The organism is Methylobacterium dankookense (assembly GCF_902141855.1).
Classification (GTDB): domain Bacteria; phylum Pseudomonadota; class Alphaproteobacteria; order Rhizobiales; family Beijerinckiaceae; genus Methylobacterium; species Methylobacterium dankookense.
On sequence record NZ_CABFVH010000006.1, the window covers coordinates 79,590 to 98,435 of the forward strand.

Annotated in this window: 20 protein-coding genes; 5 read left to right on the forward strand and 15 right to left on the reverse strand. The window is 73.2% G+C overall.

The features are described 5' to 3' along the window. Genes MTDSW087_RS07270 through msuE form a run of 5 tightly spaced genes read right to left on the reverse strand, consistent with a single transcriptional unit; the run spans window position 1 to window position 4,231 of the window. Window positions 1–870: an ATP-binding cassette domain-containing protein gene (locus MTDSW087_RS07270; protein WP_144762262.1), complete on the reverse strand. Its 870-nt coding sequence runs from the start codon at window positions 868–870 to the stop codon at window positions 1–3. Window positions 871–872: 2 nt separating this feature from the next. Next, on the reverse strand, window positions 873–1,631 hold the full coding sequence (gene ssuC / locus MTDSW087_RS07275) for an aliphatic sulfonate ABC transporter permease SsuC (protein WP_238178937.1): 759 nt from the start codon (window positions 1,629–1,631) through the stop codon (window positions 873–875). A gap of 30 nt (window positions 1,632–1,661) precedes the next feature. Next, window positions 1,662–2,663: a sulfonate ABC transporter substrate-binding protein gene (locus tag MTDSW087_RS07280; RefSeq protein WP_144762267.1), complete on the reverse strand. Its 1,002-nt coding sequence runs from the start codon at window positions 2,661–2,663 to the stop codon at window positions 1,662–1,664. Between the two features lie 6 nt (window positions 2,664–2,669). Further along, window positions 2,670–3,644: an aliphatic sulfonate ABC transporter substrate-binding protein gene (locus MTDSW087_RS07285; protein WP_186383768.1), complete on the reverse strand. Its 975-nt coding sequence runs from the start codon at window positions 3,642–3,644 to the stop codon at window positions 2,670–2,672. After that, window positions 3,641–4,231: an FMN reductase gene (gene msuE, locus MTDSW087_RS07290; RefSeq protein ID WP_144762270.1), complete on the reverse strand. Its 591-nt coding sequence runs from the start codon at window positions 4,229–4,231 to the stop codon at window positions 3,641–3,643. Before msuE ends, MTDSW087_RS07285 begins: the two co-directional genes overlap by 4 nt. Window positions 4,232–4,738: 507 nt before the next feature. Here msuE and sfnG point away from each other — a divergent pair. Next, window positions 4,739–5,845: a dimethylsulfone monooxygenase SfnG gene (gene sfnG, locus MTDSW087_RS07295; protein ID WP_144762273.1), complete on the forward strand. Its 1,107-nt coding sequence runs from the start codon at window positions 4,739–4,741 to the stop codon at window positions 5,843–5,845. 103 nt (window positions 5,846–5,948) lie between these two features. Then, window positions 5,949–7,214, forward strand: coding sequence for an SfnB family sulfur acquisition oxidoreductase (locus MTDSW087_RS07300; RefSeq protein ID WP_144762276.1), 1,266 nt, complete (start codon window positions 5,949–5,951; stop codon window positions 7,212–7,214). A 7-nt stretch (window positions 7,215–7,221) separates the two neighbouring features. Here MTDSW087_RS07300 and MTDSW087_RS07305 read toward each other — a convergent pair whose 3' ends face one another. From MTDSW087_RS07305 to MTDSW087_RS31200, 4 genes are all read right to left on the reverse strand, one after another. Continuing rightward, the gene (locus MTDSW087_RS07305) at window positions 7,222–8,412 is read right to left on the reverse strand and encodes an App1 family protein phosphatidate phosphatase (protein WP_144762279.1); all 1,191 of its coding nucleotides are present in this window, start codon (window positions 8,410–8,412) and stop codon (window positions 7,222–7,224) included. A gap of 127 nt (window positions 8,413–8,539) precedes the next feature. Continuing rightward, window positions 8,540–9,364, reverse strand: a complete 825-nt coding sequence (locus MTDSW087_RS07310) for a metal ABC transporter permease (protein WP_144762643.1) — start codon at window positions 9,362–9,364, stop codon at window positions 8,540–8,542. Between the two features lie 44 nt (window positions 9,365–9,408). Further along, window positions 9,409–10,308 carry a metal ABC transporter ATP-binding protein gene (locus tag MTDSW087_RS07315; RefSeq protein ID WP_238178939.1) on the reverse strand — a complete coding sequence of 300 codons (900 nt, stop codon included), beginning with the start codon at window positions 10,306–10,308 and terminating at the stop codon, window positions 9,409–9,411. Next, a complete protein-coding gene (locus MTDSW087_RS31200) occupies window positions 10,305–10,436 on the reverse strand; it encodes a hypothetical protein (RefSeq protein WP_280525256.1) in 132 nt (43 codons plus the stop codon). The genes MTDSW087_RS07315 and MTDSW087_RS31200 overlap by 4 nt, the downstream gene beginning before the upstream one ends. A 182-nt stretch (window positions 10,437–10,618) precedes the next feature. Between MTDSW087_RS31200 and MTDSW087_RS07320 the strand changes: the two genes are divergently transcribed. Further along, entirely contained in the window at window positions 10,619–11,173 is a 555-nt protein-coding gene (locus MTDSW087_RS07320; RefSeq protein WP_144762284.1) for a Fur family transcriptional regulator, read from the forward strand. A 112-nt stretch (window positions 11,174–11,285) separates the two neighbouring features. Here MTDSW087_RS07320 and MTDSW087_RS07325 read toward each other — a convergent pair whose 3' ends face one another. Continuing rightward, window positions 11,286–12,785, reverse strand: coding sequence for an undecaprenyl-phosphate glucose phosphotransferase (locus MTDSW087_RS07325; RefSeq protein ID WP_144762287.1), 1,500 nt, complete (start codon window positions 12,783–12,785; stop codon window positions 11,286–11,288). Between the two features lie 311 nt (window positions 12,786–13,096). Beyond that, a complete protein-coding gene (gene hmuQ, locus MTDSW087_RS07330; protein WP_144762290.1) occupies window positions 13,097–13,423 on the reverse strand; it encodes a heme-degrading protein HmuQ in 327 nt (108 codons plus the stop codon). Window positions 13,424–13,817: 394 nt separating this feature from the next. Here hmuQ and MTDSW087_RS07335 point away from each other — a divergent pair, with 394 nt between their 5' ends. After that, the gene (locus tag MTDSW087_RS07335; RefSeq protein ID WP_144762293.1) at window positions 13,818–14,234 is read left to right on the forward strand and encodes a helix-turn-helix domain-containing protein; all 417 of its coding nucleotides are present in this window, start codon (window positions 13,818–13,820) and stop codon (window positions 14,232–14,234) included. 3 nt (window positions 14,235–14,237) lie between these two features. On the opposite strand, the gene MTDSW087_RS07340 is transcribed toward MTDSW087_RS07335, so the two are convergent. From MTDSW087_RS07340 to cbiE, 4 genes are read right to left on the reverse strand one after another with little or no spacing between them, the layout of a single operon-like run. Beyond that, a complete protein-coding gene (locus tag MTDSW087_RS07340; protein ID WP_144762297.1) occupies window positions 14,238–15,560 on the reverse strand; it encodes a cobyrinic acid a,c-diamide synthase CobB in 1,323 nt (440 codons plus the stop codon). Next, a complete protein-coding gene (gene cobM / locus MTDSW087_RS07345; protein WP_144762300.1) occupies window positions 15,557–16,339 on the reverse strand; it encodes a precorrin-4 C(11)-methyltransferase in 783 nt (260 codons plus the stop codon). Before cobM ends, MTDSW087_RS07340 begins: the two co-directional genes overlap by 4 nt. Continuing rightward, window positions 16,336–16,764 (reverse strand): cobalamin biosynthesis protein, encoded by a 429-nt coding sequence (locus tag MTDSW087_RS07350; protein ID WP_144762303.1) that lies wholly within the window; start codon window positions 16,762–16,764, stop codon window positions 16,336–16,338. Before MTDSW087_RS07350 ends, cobM begins: the two co-directional genes overlap by 4 nt. Next, window positions 16,743–17,981, reverse strand: coding sequence for a precorrin-6y C5,15-methyltransferase (decarboxylating) subunit CbiE (gene cbiE, locus MTDSW087_RS07355; protein WP_144762306.1), 1,239 nt, complete (start codon window positions 17,979–17,981; stop codon window positions 16,743–16,745). The genes MTDSW087_RS07350 and cbiE overlap by 22 nt, the downstream gene beginning before the upstream one ends. On the opposite strand from cbiE, the gene MTDSW087_RS07360 reads away from it, so the two are divergent. Then, a complete protein-coding gene (locus MTDSW087_RS07360; RefSeq protein ID WP_144762309.1) occupies window positions 17,980–18,723 on the forward strand; it encodes a cobalt-precorrin-6A reductase in 744 nt (247 codons plus the stop codon). The two genes, cbiE and MTDSW087_RS07360, sit on opposite strands and share 2 nt — an antisense overlap. Window positions 18,724–18,846: the final 123 nt, after the last annotated feature.

Genomic DNA, 18,846 nt, shown 5'->3' on the forward strand with positions numbered 1-18,846 from the left:
TCAGGCGGTCTGCTCGCCGAGCAGGTGTTCGAGGATGCGGCCTTCGAGGGCCGCGAGGTCGGGGTCGCCGCGGCGGCGCGGCCGGGGCACGTCGACCCGCACGTCGAGGGCGACGCGGCCGTGATCGACCACGAGGATGCGGTCGGCGAGCGCCACCGCCTCCGCCACGTCGTGGGTGACGAGGAGCGCGGTGAAGCCCTGCTGCTGCCAGATCCGCTCGATCAGCCCCTGCATGCCGATGCGGGTCAGCGCATCGAGCGCGCCGAGCGGCTCGTCGAGGGCGAGGAGCCCCGGGCCGCTGACGAGGGCGCGGGCCAGCGCCACACGCTGGCGCTGGCCGCCCGAGAGCGTCGCCGGCCATTGCCCGGCCTTGTCGGCGAGGCCCACCTCGGCGAGGGCCGCCAGGGCGCGGTCCCGCCGCTCGGCCCGCGAGCCGAGGCCGGTCAGGCCTACCGCGACGTTGTCGACGACGCGCGCCCAGGGCAGCAGGCGCGGGTCCTGGAACATGATGCGCTTCGAGGGCGCGTTCCGCCGGCTGGCAGCCTCCGGCGCCTCCAGCCCGATGCGTCCGCCCGACGGCGTCTCCAGGCCGAGGATGAGCCGCAGCAGGGTGCTCTTGCCGCAGCCCGAGCGCCCGACCACCGCGGTGAACTGGCCCGCCGGGATGTGCAGGTCGAGCCCGTCGATCACGCTGTGGCCGTCGAAATCCTTGCGCAGGTCGCGCACGGTGACGGCGATGCCGCGCGCCGCGCCCTTCGGGCGGGTGGCGGCCCCGGCACGGTCCCGCACGGGCTCGGATTTGCTATCGGCATCCGCGTGCCGGGCGCGGTCGAGTCCCGGGAGATCGGGGCGGAGGGCGTCGAGCAGCATCGTCACGCGGTCCTGTAGGCGGGGTTCCAGGAGAGGGTGACGCGCTCGAGCTGGCGCGTCAGGGCGTCGGCAAGCTTGCCCAGCAGCGCGTAGATCAGGATCGCCAGCACCACGACGTCGACCAGCATGAACTCGCGCGCCTGCATGGCCATGTAGCCGAGGCCGGATGAGGCCGAGATCGTCTCGGCGACGATCAGGGTCAGCCACATGATGCCGAGGCCGTAGCGGAGGCCGACGAAGATCGAGGGCAGGGCGCCCGGCAGAACCACGCGGCGGAACAGCTCGAAGCGCGACATGCCGTAGACGCGGCCCATCTCGACGAGGCCGGGATCGACCGAGCGGATGCCGTGCAGCGTGTTGGCGTAGATCGGGAAGAACACGCCGAGCGCCACGAGGAAGAGCTTCGCCTCCTCGCCGATGCCGAACCACAGGATCACCAGCGGGATCAGCGAGAGGTGCGGGATGTTGCGGATCATCTGCACGCTGGTGTCGGTGAGCCGCTCGGAGATCCGCGAGAGCCCGTTGGCGAGGCCGAGCGTGAAGCCGATGCCGCCGCCGATGGCGAAGCCCGCCAGCGCCCGCAGCGCGCTCACCCCGAGATTGGTCCAGAGCTCGCCGGTGCTGGCCGCGGCGAGGCCGGCCCGCGCCACGTCGAGGGGCGCTGGCATGAAGCGGTTGGAGACGAGCCCGGCGGTGACCGCGGCCTGCCAGCCGGCGAGCAGCGCCACCGGCAGCAGCCAGGGGGTGAGGCGCCGGTTCACCTGGTCGAGAAGGGGATGTGCGATCGCGGTTCAGCCGTTGCGTGCGGGAGGCGTCCAGACCGCGTCGGAGACGCGGATGGGCCTCGGGATGAGCTTGAGGGCGTGGAAGCTGTCGGCGATGCGCTGCTGCTCGGCCACCGCCTCGGCGTCGAGGGGCGCGACGCCGTAGGATTGCCGCTCCAGCGCCACCGCGAGGACGGGAGCGGGGATGCCGACCGAGGGGGCGAGCTCGGCCGCCACCGCTGCCGTGTTGTCCTTCGCCCAGGCGTCGATGCCGGCGATCGCGTCGAGGACCGCGACGACGAGGCCGGGTGCGGTCTCGGTGAGGGTGCGGCTCGCGAGGTAGAACTGCCGGTTCGGGGCCAGGCCCTCGGCGGTGGTGAGCGTGCGCGCGCCCGTCGCCCGCTCGGCGGCGGCTTGGTAGGGGTCCCAGATCACCCAGGCATCGACCGAGCCGCGCAGGAAGGCGGCGTTGGCGTCGGCGGGGGCCAGGAAGGCGGTGGTGACGGCCTCGTAGGGCACGCCCGCCTTCTCGAGGGCCCGCAGCAGCAGGGCGTGCACGTTCGAGCCCTTGTTGAGCGCGATCGTCTTGCCCCTCAGATCCGCCACGGTGCGGATCGGGCTGTCCTTCGGCACCAGGATCGCCTCGCCCCGGGGCGCGGGCGGCTCGGCCGCGACGTAGCGCAGCTCGGGGCTCGCGGCCTGGGCGAAGATCGGCGGCGCCTCGCCGGCCGAGCCGAAATCGATGGCGCCCGCATTCAGCGCCTCGAGCAGCGGCGGCCCGGAGGGGAATTCCGACCACGTCACCGCGACGCCCTGGCCGGCGAGCGCCTTCTCCAGGCTGCCGCGGCTCTTCAGGAGCACCAGGGTGCCGTATTTCTGGTAGCCGATGCGCAGCGTCTTCGGGGCCGCCCGCACGGGCCTGGTGCCGAGCCAGGTCGCGAGGCCGAGGCCCGCGGCGAGCAGGGTGCGGCGGCTCGTGGGGGCGGAGGCGGCGCGCGCGGCGGCGCGAGAGGGCAAGCGGGTCGTCATCGATCGTCAGCCGTTGCGTGCGGGAGCCGCCCAGACCGCATCGGCGATGCGGATGGGCTTCGGGATGAGCTTGAGGGCGTGGAAGCGGTCGGCGACGCTCTGCTGCTCGGCGATCACCTGCGGCGTCAGCGGACCGATCCGGTAATTGGCGCGGTCGACGGCGCGGCGCGTCGCGGCGAGCGGCACGCCGGTGCCCTTCGAGAGGATCGCCGCGACCTCGCCGCGGTTGGCCTCGGCCCAGCGCGCGACGCCGTCGAGCACGTCGAGGGCGGCGGCGAGCACCTCGGGCCGCGCCTCCGCGAAGCCGCGATGGGCCAGGAAGAAGGTGTTCGGGCGCGCGATGTCGGTGGCCGAGCTGAGGACCCGCACGCCCTCGCCGCCTTCCGCGATGGCGAGGTAGGGATCCCAGATCGACCAGGCGTCGAAGCTGCCGCGGGCGAAGGCGGCGGCCGCGTCGGCGGGCGCCAGGATCACCGGATCGATGTCGCCGTAGGTGAGCCCGGCCTTCTCCAGGGTCGCCACCAGGAGGTTGTGCGCGCTCGTCCCCTTGGCGAAGGCGACGCGCTTGCCCTTGAGCTCGGCGATGGTCCGGATCGGCGAGCCCTTGGGCAGCAGGATGCCCGAGCCCGTGCCGGCCCCTTCCTGGGCGGCGGCGTAGACGAGGCTGGCGCCCGCGGCCTGGGCGAAGACCGGCGGCGCGTCGCCGGTCTGGCCGAGATCGATCCCGCCGAGGCCGAGCGCCTCGAGGAGCGGCGGTCCGAGTGAGAACTCCACCCATTTCACGGTGTGGCCGAGGGCCTTCAGCCGCGCCTCGATCACGCCCTGCTGCTTGGCGATGACCAGGATGCCGTTCTTCTGGTAGCCGATGCGCAGGACGCCCGGCTCGGCGGCGCGGGCCGGCCGGATCGCCGCGAGGCCGAAGGGCAGGCCCGCGGCGAGGGCGCCCGCGAGGAGCGCGCGCCGGTGGAACCTGCCCGTCACCGCGAGCCCGCCGCGACGCGCGCCGTCGGCTCGTGGCGGATGCCGGGCAGGCTCCCGCGGGTGGCGAGCGCCGCGAGCTCGGCGCCGGCCTGGGCGGCGCGCTCGCGCAGGGCGGCATCGCTCACCGCGTAGTCGGTGAAGTCGGAATCCGAGCCGTAGACGGTGGTCGGCACCTGCAGCGCGTTGAAGAAGCCGAAGAGCGGGCGGAACGCATGCTCCACCACCAGGGCGTGGCGGGGGCCGCCCCCGGTCGCCGCGATCGCCACGGGCTTGTTGGCGAGCGCCGTCGGCGGGATCAGGTCGAACAGGTGCTTGAACAGGCCGGTATAGCTGCCCTTGTAGACCGGCGAGCCGACGATCAGCGCGTCGGCCTCCTCGATCGCCTCGATCACCCGGCGGGCGGGCAGCGGCAGCGCGTCCCGGCTCCAGGCGGCGCCGAGGCCGGTGCCGACATCGACGAGGTCGTAGAGGCGCAGGTCGAGGGGCGCGCGCGCCGCCGCCGCCTCCGCCACCGCCTCGACCAGGACCCGGGTCTTGGAGGGGCGCTGCAGGTTGGCGCTGAAGGCGACGAGTCTCGGTCGTGTCATCGCGTGTCCGTTCCGGTTGTTGGCGCGAGGAGGCGGACCGCGCAGGTCATCGCCGCGACGCGGTCTCGATGGCTAAAGGCTGCGGGAGAGGCCGCGCGCGGTCAATGAAACGTTCTTATAAAAGGACTCGACCGCAGAGATGATCGTGTCCTTCCCGCGGGGCGGGAGGAGAAGATCTCTGCGAATGACCGATCAGGCCGCTGCGACGGCCTCTTCTGCCGGAGCGCGACGCGGTGCACGCGTTCGATTTACGGAACGCGCGCCGCGAATGCTGTCCTGCGGGGCAGAATCATCTGCCGCCGGGCCGCCCGGACAGCGCCGTGGGGAGAGTTTTGCCGCGCCGCCACATCCGCGGGGGAACGATCTTGCCGGAGTCGGTAGAAGAAGATGTTCCTCTTCCTTTGACGGGCGGGCTGGCCTTCGGAATACTTGCCTCGACGGATTCGGGCCGCCCCTGCCGGTGCCCGCCGCATCGAAACCCCAAAACGATCCCGGAGGAGTCCCGCCATGGCCGTCGCCACGACCGCGCCCGAGCCCATCCGCTTCGCCTACTGGGTGCCCAACGTCTCGGGCGGCCTCGTCATCAGCAAGATCGAGCAGCGCACGAGCTGGGACGCGGCCTATAACCGCCGCCTCGCGCAGATCGCGGAGGAGGCGGGCTTCGACTACGCGCTGACGCAGATCCGCTTCACCGCGGGCTACGGCGCCGAGTACCAGCATGAATCGGTGGCCTTCAGCCACGCGCTGCTGGCGGCGACCTCGCGGATCAAGGTGATCGCCGCGATCCTGCCGGGGCCCTGGAACCCGACGCTTGCCGCCAAGCAGGTGGCGACGATCTCGCAGCTCACCGAGGGGCGGATCGCGGTGAACATCGTCTCGGGCTGGTTCTCGGGCGAGTTCCGGGCGATCGGCGAGCCCTGGCTCGACCACGACGAGCGCTACCGCCGCTCGGAGGAGTTCATCCGCTCCCTGCGCGGGATCTGGACGCAGGACAATTTCAACTTCCGCGGCGATTTCTACCGCTACACGAACTACACCCTGAAGCCGAAGCCGGCGGACGCCCTGCCCGAGATCTTCCAGGGCGGCTCCTCCCGGGCGGCGCGGGACATGGCCGCGCGCGTCTCCGACTGGTACTTCACCAACGGCAACACGCCGGAGAACATCCGGGCCCAGGTCGACGACATCCGGGCCAAGGCCCGCGAGAACGGCCATTCCGTGAAGGTCGGCGTCAACGCCTTCGTCATCGCCCGCGACACGGAGGAGGAGGCCCGGGCGGTGCTCCAGCAGATCATCGACCAGGCCGACCCGGACGCGGTGAAGGCCTTCGGCCACGAGGTGAAGAACGCCGGCAAGGCCTCGCCCGAGGGGGAGGGCAACTGGGCGAAGTCGAGCTTCGAGGATCTCGTCCAGTACAACGACGGCTTCAAGACGAACCTCATCGGAACGCCCGACCAGATCGCCGAGCGCATCGTGGCGCTGAAGGATGTCGGTGTGGATCTCGCGCTGCTCGGCTTCCTGCACTTCCAGGAGGAGGTGAAATATTTCGGCGCGGCGGTGATCCCGCGCGTCCGCGCCCTCGAAGCCGCCCGCGAGCGGCGGGCCGAGGCCGCCTGACGGAGCGCGGAACCGCGACAGACCCCCGCTCCCGAACGGGAGCGGGGACCCGCGCCCCTCGCTGAGGCGCCGCGATCGTCAGATCTTCCCGGGAGCCCGATCCATGAACATCGCCGTGAATGCCGGCACGCTCGCCGGCGAGCCACAGCCCGTGCCGCAGCCCGTTCCGGGGCCGCCGCGACCGAGCGAGCCCGCCCATATCATCCGCGACGATGCCGAGGCGATCCGCGTGGCGGAGGCGCTGGCCGAGGCCTTCCGCATCGGCGCCTCCGGGCGCGACCGCAGCGGCGCGCGCCCGGCCGCGGAGCTCGATGCCTTCTCGCAGAGCGGGCTCTGGTCGATCAACGTGCCGAAGGCCCATGGCGGCCCCGGCGTCTCCTACGCGACGCTGGCGAAGGTGATCGCCATCGTCTCGGCCGCGGACCCGTCGATCGGGCAGATCGCGCAGAACCATCTCGGCATCGTCGCGGCGATCGACACGGTGTCGTCGCCCGAGCAGAAGACGCTCCTGTTCGGCGAGGTCCTGCGCGGCACCCGCTTCGGCAACGCCTTCTCCGAGCGCGGCACCAAGCGGGCGGCCGATTTCGAGACGCGCTTCACGGCGGACGGCGACCACGTCGTGGTGCGCGGGCAGAAATTCTACGCCACGGGGGCGCTGCTCGCTCATCTCGTGCCGATCGTGGCGACGGATGGCGCGGGGCGCGCCTGGTACGCCATCGCCGAGCGCGACGCGCCCGGCCTCTCGGTGATCGACGACTGGTCGAGCTTCGGCCAGCGCGGCACCGCGAGCGGCACGGTGCTGATCGCGGATGTGCGCGTTCCGAAGACCCATCTCGTGCCGGCCTGGAAGGGCTACGAGCGCCCGAGTGCGGACGGAGCGATCTTCCAGATCATCCAGGCCGCGGTCGATGCCGGCATCGCGCGGGCGGCCCTCGACGACACGATCGACTTCGTGCGCACGAAGTCGCGGCCCTGGATCGACAGCGGGCAGGACCGCGCCTCCGACGATCCCTACACGATCCAGGCGGTGGGCGACCTCACCATCCGCCTGCACGCCGCCGAGGCGCTGCTGGAGCGGGCGGGCCGCGCCATCGACGCGGCGGTGGCGGCGCCCGACGCCGCAAGCGTCGCCGCGGCCCAGCTCGCCACGGCGGAGGCCAAGGTGCTGACGACGGAGGCCGCGCTCGCTAGCACCAACAAGCTGTTCGAACTCGCCGGCACCCGCTCGACCCTCGCCGAGCACAATCTCGACCGGCACTGGCGCAACGCCCGCACCCACACCCTGCACGATCCGGTGCGCTGGAAATACGCCATCGTCGGCAACCACGCGCTGAACGGGGTCGCCCCGCCCTTCCACGCCTGGAGCTGAGCGGGCCTCACACCCGCTTGCCCGCCTCCGGCTCGGCCACCAGGGTGGGCGGCGGCTCGGACGGGCGCAGCACCGCCTGGAGCGGGCCGATCGCGGGCTCGGGCGGGGCGGCGGCGCGCTCGCCCGCCACGGCCTCCACCGCCGCCGGCGCGATCAGGCCGAGCCGGGCCGCGTGCTCGGCCATGGCGACGCTGTCGGCGGCGAGCACGAAGCTGGCACCCGCCCGCGTCACGCTTTCCGCGATGCGCTCGATCTCGGCGATGCGGCCCGCATCCGCCGAGACGTTGCGGATGTAGATCGCCCGGACACGTCCCGGATGCTCGGCCACCACCCGCGCATAGACCTCCGGATCGTGCTGGCCGCTGTCGCCGATCAGCACGATCGGCAGGTCGCGGTAGAGCTCCAGCATGTGGGCGATGAGCACCCGCTTGTGGTCCTCGGCCCGCCGCGGCAGCGGGTGCGTCCAGGACAGGCCCCATTCGCGCAGGAACAGGATCGGCCCCTCGGGAATCGCGTGCCGGCGGAAGAACTCGCCCAGCACCTCGTAGAGGCCCCAGGGCGCGCGCGAGACGTAGAGCATCGGGTTGCCCTCCGCCCCGGTGCCGCCCTCGTGCAGGGCCCGGTAGAGGGTGGCGACGCCGGGGAAGGCGACCCGGCTCTCGGCATCCTCCACGAAGAGGCGCCACAGCATCACGAGCTTGTTGGCGACGCCGGTGTGCATCACCGTGTCGTCGATGTCGCTGATCACGGCGCAGCGCGCCCGCCGCGGCGGGACGAACACCTCGGCCCGCGCCGCGACGGGCGGGTCGGCATCGAGCACGAGGTCGACGCCGTGCCAGGGGCCCGCCCCCTCGGGCGGGTGGCGCGGCTCCAGATGGATGCGGAAATAGCCGTCCCGGTCGGTCGCGACCCGCTGCGCGGTGCCGCAGAAGGTGGCGGTGACGGCGGCCCCCGGCACGGTGCGCCGCGCGATGCGCCGCCGCATGTCCCGCCAGAGGTCGGCGAGGCTGTCCCGGTCGGTCTCGTGGTCGGCATGGCGCTGCCGGAAGACCCGGCCGATCAGGAAGATCGCCTCGCAGGAGCCGTAGCCGCGATAGGGCTCGAGCACGAGGCCGCCCCGCCCCTGCGCCCGCCGCACCGGCCGCGAGAGGAGGCGCAGCGTCCCCTTCGTCACCCGGTACAGGCTCGACCGCACCATCACGCTCTCCGGACACCCGCTCGGATGCATATGATCCGAGGCGCCGGAAAGTTCTGATCAGACCGGATCCGATCGATCCCTACGGGATGCCGGATCCGGTCTCCGCTTGAAACAAGCGAAGACCGGATCAGGCCTCGAGATGCCGCGTGCGCACGAGGCGGCGGAGCAGGCCGCCCTGCGGGCCGGCGAGCATCGAGACGAGGTAGAGGAGGCCCGCCACCAGCACGATGGCCGGGCCGCTCGGCAGGCCGAGATGGTAGGACAGGACGAGGCCGCCGACGCTCGCCATCACCCCGATCAGCATCGCGCTCGCGATGAGGCCGCCGAGGCCGCGCGCCCAGAACCGGGCGGTGATGGCGGGGAGCAGCATCAGCCCCACGGCGAGCAAGGTGCCGAGCGCCTGGAAGCCCGCGACGAGGTTGACCACCACGAGGCCGAGGAAGGCGTAGTGGGCGCGGCCGCCGGCCCGGCTGACCGTGCGCAGGAAGAGCGGATCGACGCACTCCATCACCAGCGGCCGGTAGAGCACGGCGAGCGCGAACAGGGTCAGCGTGCTGATGGCGCCGAGGAGCAGGAGTGCCCCGTCGTCGAGCGCCAGCACCGTGCCGAACAGGATGTGCAGGAGATCGATCTGCGAGCCGCGCAGCGACACCAGCAGCACGCCGGCCGCCAGCGAGATCAGGTAGAAGGCGGCGAGGCTCGCATCCTCGCGCAAAGCCGTGGTGCGCGTGACGAGGCCGGCGAGCAGGGCGACGACGAGGCCGGCGACCAGGCCGCCGAGCGTCATCGCGGGCAGCGACAGCCCCGCCACCAGGAAGCCCGCCGCAGCGCCGGGCAGGATGGCGTGGCTCATGGCCTCGCTCATCAGGCTCATCCGCCGCAGCATCAGGAAGACGCCGATCGGCGGGGCCGAGAGCGAGAGCGCGAGGCAGCCGACGAGGGCCCGGCGCATGAAGCCGAAGGCGAAGGGATCGAGGAGGGGGGCGAGCCAGTCGGTCACGCGGCGTCCCCGTGCCGGTGGTGGTGGGCGTGGCGGTGGCCGCCATGCGTGTGTGCGTGGTCGTGCCCGTGATCATGCGCGGCGCCGTCCTGCGCCGAGCCGTGGGCATGGTCGTGCGCCGGGTCCGGGGCCGCGGAGCCGTGGGCGTGGTCCCGCGCGCAGACCGCCGCGTCCTCGTCCCAGGCCTCCGACAGGCGGGCGGCGCGGTCGAGGTTCTCCGGCGTCAGCACCGCGGCGGTCGGCCCCCAGGCCACCGGCTCGCGGGCGATGAGCAGCGTCGAGGGGAAATGCGCCCGCACCTGCGCGAGGTCGTGGAGCGCGGCCACCACGGTGCGCCCCTGTCGGTGCCAGTGGCCGATCAGGCCGAGCAGGTCCTCAACGGTGCGCGCGTCGATGCCGGTGAAGGGCTCGTCGAGGAGGATTACCGCGGCGTCCTGCAGGATCAGCCGGGCGAACAGGGCCCGCTGGAACTGCCCGCCGGAGAGCGTCCCGATTTGGCGCTCCTCGAACCCCGAGAGGCCGACCGCCCGCAGCGCGTCGAGGATGCGGGCGCGCTCGCCGCGCAGGCTGCGCCAGGGGCCGGAGCTGTGCCACAGGCCCATCCCGGCGAGGTCGAGCACGGAGAGGGGGAAGCTGCGGTCGATCTCGTCCGCCTGCGGCAGGTAGGCGAGGGCCTCGCGCGGCACGCCGCGCAGGATCTGCCCGTCGAGGCAGGGGATCTCGCCGACGAGGCCCTTGAGCAGGGTCGACTTGCCGGCCCCGTTCGGCCCGACCAGGGCGAGGAGGTCGCCCGGCGGGATCGTGCCGTCGAGATGGTGCACGGCCGGATGGCGATCGTAGCCGAGCGTCAGTCCGGCGAGGCGCACGGCGCCGGGGGTGACCTGAAGCGGGCTCACGCCGTCGCCCACAGGATGGCGAGCCAGAGCGGCGCGGCGAGCCCCGCCGCCAGGACGAGGCGTAAGGCGAGCCCGCTGCGGAACAGGGAGGGGCGGCGCTCGGCCGCGTGCGGGTCGGTTCGGGACACGGGATGGCGTCTTCGGGAGGGGCTTTGGGAAGTTCGGGGACCGTCGTCCCGCATCGTCGGAATGCGGGCCGCCCCGCGGTTTGCCGCCCGATCCGGGGCCACCTATATAGTCGGGCCTGATACACTGTAACAGCCGGCGGGTTCAATCCGGGCCGCCGGCTCGCTTGTTCCGGGAGACGGGCATGCAGGAGGACGGCCCCGCGCGGCACGGGCACGATCATGGCCACGATCATGGCCATGAGCACGGTCACGGCCACGGGGCGGCGTGCGGGACCTGCACCGACATGCTCGCCCGCGCCGAGCGCCTGTGCCGGGAGCGCGACCTGCAGTTCACGCGGCTGCGCCGGGACGTGCTGGAGACCGTGGCGGCCGCCCACGGCCCGCTCGGCGCCTACGACATCGCCGAGCGGCTGAGCCTGCCCGGGCGGCGCGTGGCCGCGGTCTCGGTCTACCGCGCCCTCGACTTCTTGACCGAGCTCGGCCTCGTCCACCGCATCGCCAGCCGCAACGCCTTCGTCTCCTGCGCGCACGAGCACGGGGTGGGCGAGGGGCTGGTCTTCCTGATCTGCCGCTCCTGCGGGAGCATCGACGAGACCACCGCGCCCGAGGTCGAGGCCGGCCTCCACCGGGCGCTGGCCCGCGCGGGCTTCCGGCCCGCGAGCCGGATCCTGGAGGTCGAGGGCGAGTGCGGCGCCTGCCGCGGCCGTGCGCAGGGCGATACGGGCCTGGCGTCCTGAGCGGCCTCGAACGACCGGATCGGTCGCGGCAGCGCAAGCGCGACCGCGCGCCGCCGCCCGTGCGGCGAGTCGCGGCAGGCCCGGGAACCGGGCCTGCCGCACCAAAGAATGCTCAGAACGCGTTCCGGTAGGCGCGGCGGGAGAACACCGTCCGGACGATGATCTGGATGTCGAACCAGATCGACCAATTGTCGATGTAGTGCAGGTCGTGTGCGACGCGCCGCTCCATGTCGAGGTCGGTGAGCGTCTCGCCGCGCAGGCCGTTCACCTGGGCCCAGCCGGTGATGCCGGGGCGTACGTTGTGGCGGCGGGCGTAGAGGGCGATGCGCCGCTCGAAGCTGCGGTCATGGGCGAGCGCGTGCGGGCGGGGGCCGACCAGGGACATCTCGCCCTTCATCACGTTGAGGAGCTGGGGCAGCTCGTCGAGATTGGTCTTGCGCAGGAAGGCGCCGATGCGGGTGATGCGCGAATCGTTCCGGGTGGCCTGCCGGAAGGCCGCGTTCTCCTCCGTCCGCATGCTGCGGAACTTGTAGACGGCGAACGGCTCCTGGTTGAAGCCGTAGCGCTTCTGCCGGAACAGGGCCGGCCCCGGGCTGTCGAGCTTGATCAGCACGGCGAGCACCGCGAAGAGCGGGGCGAGCAGCACCAGGGCGACCGAGGCGGCGGCGAGGTCGAACACGCGTTTCAGCACGATCTCGGCGAGGTTCAGCGGGCGCCGGCCGATATTGATGCCCGAGAGCCGGCCCACGCGGGCGACCGACATCTCGGGGAAGCGGTCGAGCACGGTGCCGGGGCGCAGGTGCAGCGCGGCCGGCACGCGCAGGAAGGCGTCGATGCAGCGCTCGACCTCGGCGGTGTCGGCCCAGGGGATCAGGATGAACACGTCGTCCGGCCGCAGGAAGCGGACCACGGAGACGGCGAGGTCGAGATCCTCCGCCATCTGCGCGTGGCGCGCCTCCCCCCCCGCATCGTGGGGGACGCGGCGCAGGTAGCTCGTGCCGACCACCCGGATGCCGAGGGCGTCGGCCTCGTTGTTGGCGTAGAAGCGGGCGATGTCCTCCTCGAAGCCGACGAGGTGGACGCGGCTGGCCGAGGGCAAGGCCGGGCGCACGTGCCAGCGCACCACCGACACCGCCGCCGCCCGCGCGACGAGCAGGGCCGGCAGGCCCAGTGCGAAGACGAGGACGGTGACGGCGCGGGACAGGTCGGTGGTCGTCTTGGTGGCGAAGCTGACGACGAGGAGCGCCCCCCAGGCCGCGAGCCAGAGGCTGGCGGTCGGCTGGAAGCGGCGCTTGGCGGCGAGCAGGCTCTCGAAGGTGTACTCGCCGCGCAGCGCGTTGGTCATCAGCACGACCAGGGCGAGCAGGCCTGCCATCCGCCAGGATTGCAGGTCCGCCGGGGAGAGCGCGCTGTGATAGGCGACGGCGTGGTAGCCGAGCTCGATCGGCAGGGCCGTGCCGAAGATGGCGGCGAGGTCGGCGAGCGCCACCCCGAGGGAGATGCCGACGCGCAGCACCGCCCGCCCGCGCTGCGGCAGCAGCGCCGACCAGACGCGGCGGCGCGACCGCCCGGCCGCAGCCTGGTACGATTCGGGAAGGCGACCTTGTAGCATCTGAAGGGCCATGATCCGCGAAGGCTCGAAACTGTCCCGGGCCGGGACGGATCTCGCATCCGCCCCGTATCCCGGCTCCGTTCGAGCAAGCGGCGGACCCGCCGGCGGCGTCCCGGGATCGCGTGGGCGCCGATGAAGGCGCTCCGGACAGCCTGAAACGGTCTCCCTTTGATCGGCGCGAGCGGCCGCAGATTCCCTCGCCCCGCCCGGCGGGGAGAGGGAGATCCTCGGCTACCCGAGGTGATCAGCCGGTTTCAGGATGAGGGAGACCACGGCCCGGTCATCGACCGAGCGCGCTCATCCCGGCATGCTCAGGCGGCGTCGCTGCGGGCGACTGTCTGGATCGTCTCGAAACCCTCGAACTGGGGGTGTCCGAGATAGAGAGGGCGGGTGCCGGGGACGCGGCCATGGGCCTTGCGGAACTGCTCGGAGCGCGTCCAGGCCTCGAAATCGGCGCGCGAGCGCCAGACCGTGTGCGAGGCATACAGAACGTGGTCCTCCGCCTCCGGGCCGCGCAGCAGGTGGAACTCCACGAAGCCCTCCATCTCCCCCAGATGGCTGTCGCGCCCGAGCCAGACCTGCTCGAACTCCCCCGTCGCGTCCTTCACGACCTTGAATCGGTTCATGGCGATGAACACGCGCTTGCTCCCTGTCCGGTGGATCCCCGGAGCCGCTCCCGATCGCGCCGAACCGGCATCCGCTTCGGCGAAGAGCGCTCCCAAGTCGATCGCTCAGGGTTTGGGGCGCGGATCCCCGGTGTCAACCGCTTCCGGCGGCAAGATCCGCACTCCTCGTTTCGAATTCGGCGCAGGCGTGGCCGCGCCGGACATGGACTTTGCGGCCATCTTGAGCATAAGAACGAAACTCGGCGCGAATGATCGGCCCAAATCTCGCGTGGGCGGCCCCGGAGGGCCGCAATGTTGTTGGGTACGAGGGACTGCCGGTCTCGGATCAGCGGGGGCAGGTCGGAGGGGCAGTCTTCTCGTGGCAGATCGACGCAAGCGCTGGCACGAAGAGAATATGACTAGTCCGATGATGCCGAAACAGACGACCGACGTGGATCGCCTCGTCGGCATTCGCATCAAAGCGCTGCGCAAGGCGCGTGGCATGAGCCAGACCGCGCTGGGCAACGCGGTGGGTGTGACCTTCCAGCAGGTCCAGAAGTACGAGAAGGGCCAGAATCGCGTCGGCGCCGGGCGCCTGCGCGAGATCGCCCGCCTCCTCGAGGTGCCGGTCTCGGCCTTCTTCGAGGAGGACAAGCCGTCCGACGGGCCGCAGGAGGACGTGTTCAGCTTCCTCAGCGCGCACGGCGCGATCGAACTCCTGCGCGCCTACGCCTCGATCCAGGACGATCAGGTCCGCCGCGACGTGCTCTCGATCGTCCGCTCCGCCGCGCGGCTCTCGCAGGCCAAGGCGGCCGCCGAGGATGGCACGGCAACCGAGGGATAAGGATCAGGCCGGCTCGCTCGCGATCAGGTGGAAGAAGCTGCCGGTGACGCATCCGCGCCGGTGGCCCGCGAAGCCGAGATCGCTGCCCTCCGCGTCGCTCACCCGGGCGAGCGCCTCGACCTCGGCCGGGGCTTCCGTCAGCTCGCCCGCATAGTGGAACTCGTGGCCGACGAGCCGTGAGCCGCGCGGGCCCAGCACCCCGTCCGCGACGAGGCGGGCCACGCGGTAGCCGAGATGCAGGCGCCGCTTCGCGTAGCTCGTCGCCACCGGCAGCAGCCCGGCCATCGGATGCGTGACCCCGTCCGCATCCTCCAGGCTCTCGCCGAGCACCATGTAGCCGCCGCACTCCCCGTGGACCGGCTTCGCCTCGGCGAAGGCGCGGAGCACCGCGCGGAAGCGTTCCGCCGCGGCGAGCCGCCCCGCATGCAGCTCCGGATAGCCGCCGGGCAGCCAGCAGACGTCGCAATCGGCCGGCGGCGCCTCGTCGGCCAGCGGTGAGAACGGCACGATCTCGGCGCCCGCCGCCCGCCAGCCCGCCTCCTGATGGGGATAGAGGAAGCTGAAGGCCGCGTCCGAGGCCACCGCGATGCGCTGCCCCGGCGGCGCGGGCAGGGCGCCGGGCGTCCCGGCCCGCGTGCCGCCGCCCGCCGCGGCGAGGATCGCGTCGAGGTCGAGCCCCGCCTCGGCGAGATCCGCCAGACGGTCGAGGCGGGCTTCGAGGTCGGTGGTCTCGCGGGCCTGGACCAGGCCGAGATGCCGCTCCGGCAGGACGAGGCCGGCATCGCGCGACAGCGCCCCGAGCACCGGCAGGCCGGTCCGGGCGAGCCCGGCCTCGACGAGGCGGCGGTGGCGGGGGCTCGCGACCTTGTTCAGCACCACGCCGGCGAAGCGCAGGCGCGGATCGTAGGCGGCGCAGCCGAGCGCCACGGCGGCGGCGGTCTGCGCCGCGCCCGAGACGTCGAGCACCAGCACCACCGGCCAGCCGTAGCGGGCGGCGATGTCGGCATTGGCGCCCGTGCGGCTCTCGGCCGCCCGGACCCCGTCGAACAGGCCCATGGAGCCCTCGGCCACGACGATGTCGGCCTCGGCCCCCACCAGCCCCGCCACCGCGTCGAGGAGGGGCGGGCCCATGGCGAAGCTGTCGAGGTTGAAGCTCGGGAAGCCCGTGGCGGCGCGGTGGAAGGCGGGGTCGATGTAGTCCGGCCCGCATTTGGCGCCGCGCACGGCGAGGCCGCGCCGGGCGAGCGCCCGCATCAGGGCGAGCGTCACCGTGGTCTTGCCGGAGCTCGACCGGGGCGCGGCGACGAGGATCCCGGCCGCGCTCACCGCGTCCCCTCCGCCGAGACGGCGCCGCCGGGGCGGAAGCGCCGGTCGTAGTCGGGGGCGTAGAGGGCGCTCTCGCGGAAGGCGCCCGGGTCGAGGGCCGGGCCGACGAGGATCAGCGCCGTGCGCTCCAGCCCGGCCTCCTTCACCTGGTCCGCCAGGGTCGCCAGCGTGCCGCGGATCACGCGCTCGTCGGGCCAGGTGGCGCGGAACACCGCCGCGGCCGGGCAATCCGCGCCGTAGAAGGGCAGGAGCTCGGCGGCGAGCGCCTCCACCACGTGGATCGAGAGGTGGAGGGCGAGCGTTGCGCCGGTCTGCGCGAAACTCGCGAGCCGCTCGCGCTCCGGCATGGCGCTGGCCCGGCCCGAAGAACGGGTGAGCACCACCGATTGCGCGAGGCCGGGCACGGTCAGCTCCCGGCGCAGCACGGCGGCGGCGGCCGAGAAGGCGGGGACGCCCGGCGTCACCGTGTAGGGGATGCCGAGCCGGTCGAGCCGGCGCATCTGCTCGGCGAGCGCGCTCCAGATCGCGAGGTCGCCCGAATGCAGGCGCGCCACGTCCTGGCCCCGGGCATGGGCGGCCTCAATCTCGGCGACGATGGCGTCGAGGTCGAGGGGGGCGGTGTCGACGATGCGCGCGCCCGATGGGCACCAGCCGAGGATCTCGGGCGCCACCAGCGAGCCGGCATAGAGGCAGACCGGGCAGGCGGCGATGAGGTCGCGCCCGCGCACGGTGATCAGGTCGGGGGCGCCCGGGCCGGCGCCGATGAAGTGGACGGTCATGGCCCCTCTTGGACGGGCGCCGCGCCGTCCGCAACGGCGGCGAGGGCGCAGGTGGCGCCGGAACTCGCGATCCGAGCCAGGACGAGCCGTGCCTCGGGCCCGCCTGCCGCGAGCGCGGCGGCCTCCGCCACCGAACCGATCCCGCGCGTCGTCTCGATCCGGGCCGAGCGGGTGACGACGCGGGTGTCGGCCTCCGCCAGCGCCTCCGCCGTGATTCCCCGCGGGGCGAGGCCGAACCGGGCGGCGGCCTCGGCGAGCGCCATAGCCCCCGCCCTGTCGGCGGCGGTGGCGATGCCGGCCAGCGCGCCCGGCTCCAGCCCCGCCTCGGCCAGCGCCCGGCGGATCAGGGCCTCGATCTCGGGGGCTTGCGTGCCGCGGCGGAAGCCGACGCCCGCGACGATCGTCACGAGCGGGTCCAGGCCCATTGCGTGACCGGCATCGCGGCGCGCCAGCCATGCATCCCGCCAACAGGGTCGGCCCGCGCCACCGAGAGGCGGCGCAGGCTTCCGCCCCGCGTGGCGAAGGCGGCGAGCAGGGCGGCCTCGCCCTCCAGCGTCACCGCGTTGGCGACGCAGCGCCCGCCGGGGCCGAGCGCCGCACAGGCCGCCTCGATCACGCCCGGCTCCGAGACGCCGCCGCCGATGAAGACCGCGCCCGGTGCCGGCAATCCGGCGAGGGCGGCGGGTGCCGTGCCGTCGACCACCGCGAGACCCGGCACGCCGAAGCTTTGCGCGTTGCGGGCGATCCGCGCGGCGCGCTCGGGCTTCGCCTCCACCGCCACCGCCCGCATGGCCGGATGGCGCAGCATCCACTCGATGGAGATCGAGCCGGAGCCCCCGCCGATATCCCACAGGAGCTCACCCCGGCGCGGCTCCAGCGCGGCGAGCGTCACTGCGCGGATCTCGGCCTTGGTGAGCTGCCCATCGCTCTCGAACAGGGCGTCGGGCAGGCCGGGGGCGAGCGTCAGGATGCGCGCCTCGGGTCCGCCGGCCACCGCGACGGCAAGCGTATTGAGCGGGTCGATCCCGTCGAGGTCGAACCGGTCGGCCACGGATTCGCGGATCCGCTCGCGCGGGCCGCCCATCGCCTCCAGAACGGTCAGGTGCGAGGCGCCGAAGCCGCGCTCCGTGAGGAGCCGCGCCACCTGACCCGGCGTGGTCCCGTCCCAGGACAGGACGAGGAGCTGCGCGCCCGGCTGGAGATGGGGCAGGATCAGCGGGAGCGCCCGCCCGTGCAGGGTCAGGCAGCCGCAGTCGGGGAGCGACCAGCCGAGCCTGGCGCAGGCGAGGCTGAAGGCCGAGGGCTGCGGGTAGGCGCGGAACTCCGCCGGCTTCACGAGCCGGGCGATCTCGGCGCCGATGCCGTAATGGAACGGGTCGCCCGTGGCGAGGATGCAGGTCGGCCGGCCGCGCCGGGCCAGGATCTCGGGATAGGCCTGGTGGATCGGGCTCGGCCAGGCCCGCGTCTCGGCGGCGAGCGGCGCGGCGAGCGCGAGGTGGCGGCGCCCGCCCCAGACCACCTCCGCGGCGTCGAGCGCCGCGGCCGCGGCCGGGCTCAGGCCCGCGCGCCCGTCCTCGCCGATGCCGACGATCGAGAGCCAGGGGCTCGACGGGGGCTCAAGCGGAGGCGAGAAGGCGGCCATGCGCATCCTCATCCTCGGCGGAACCGGCGAGGCGGCCGAGCTCGCCCGCGCCCTCGGCCGCTATCCCAGCCTCGACGCCACCCTCTCGCTCGCCGGCCGCACGGCCGAGCCGAAGCCGCAGGCGCTTCCCGTCCGCATCGGCGGATTCGGCGGCGCCGAGGGCTTGGCCGCCCATCTGCGGGCGGAGTGCATCGACCGGCTGATCGATGCCACGCATCCCTTCGCGGCGCGGATCTCGCGCAACGCCGCCTCGGCCGCCGAGGCCGCCGGGGTCAGGCTGCTCGCCATCCGCCGGACGCCCTGGGCTCAAGAGCCGGGCGATGCCTGGACCGAGGTCGGCAGCGTCGCCGAGGCCGCTGGGGCCTTGGGCGCCGTGCCCCGCACGGTCTTCGTCACGGTCGGCCGCAACGAGGTCGCGGCCTTCGCGGCGGCGCCGCAGCACCGCTATCTCGTGCGTACGATCGAGCCGGTGGACGGCGCGCTTCCCGTCCCGAACCTCGTGGAGATCCGGGCGCGCGGACCCTACGACGCGGCGGCCGAGGAAGACCTCATGGCCCGGCACGGCGTGGAGGTTCTGGTGAGCAAGAATGCCGGGGGCGCGGCCACCCACGGCAAGATCGCCGCCGCGCGCCGCCTCGGGCTGCCCGTGGTGATGGTGCGCCGGCCGGAGAAGCCGGCGGTCGAGGCGGTGGCGGATGCGGCCGGGGCGCTGCGCTGGCTGGGGATCGCGGCTTCCGGCTGAGCGCTTCGAGGTCCGCGCATCCCCCTCTCCCCGCGTGCGGGGAGAGGCCTGTCTGCACCTCGTCGTGCAGACAGGAAGCGCAGGCGGAGCCGGAGCGGCGGTGAGGGGGTGGCTCAGGAGGGG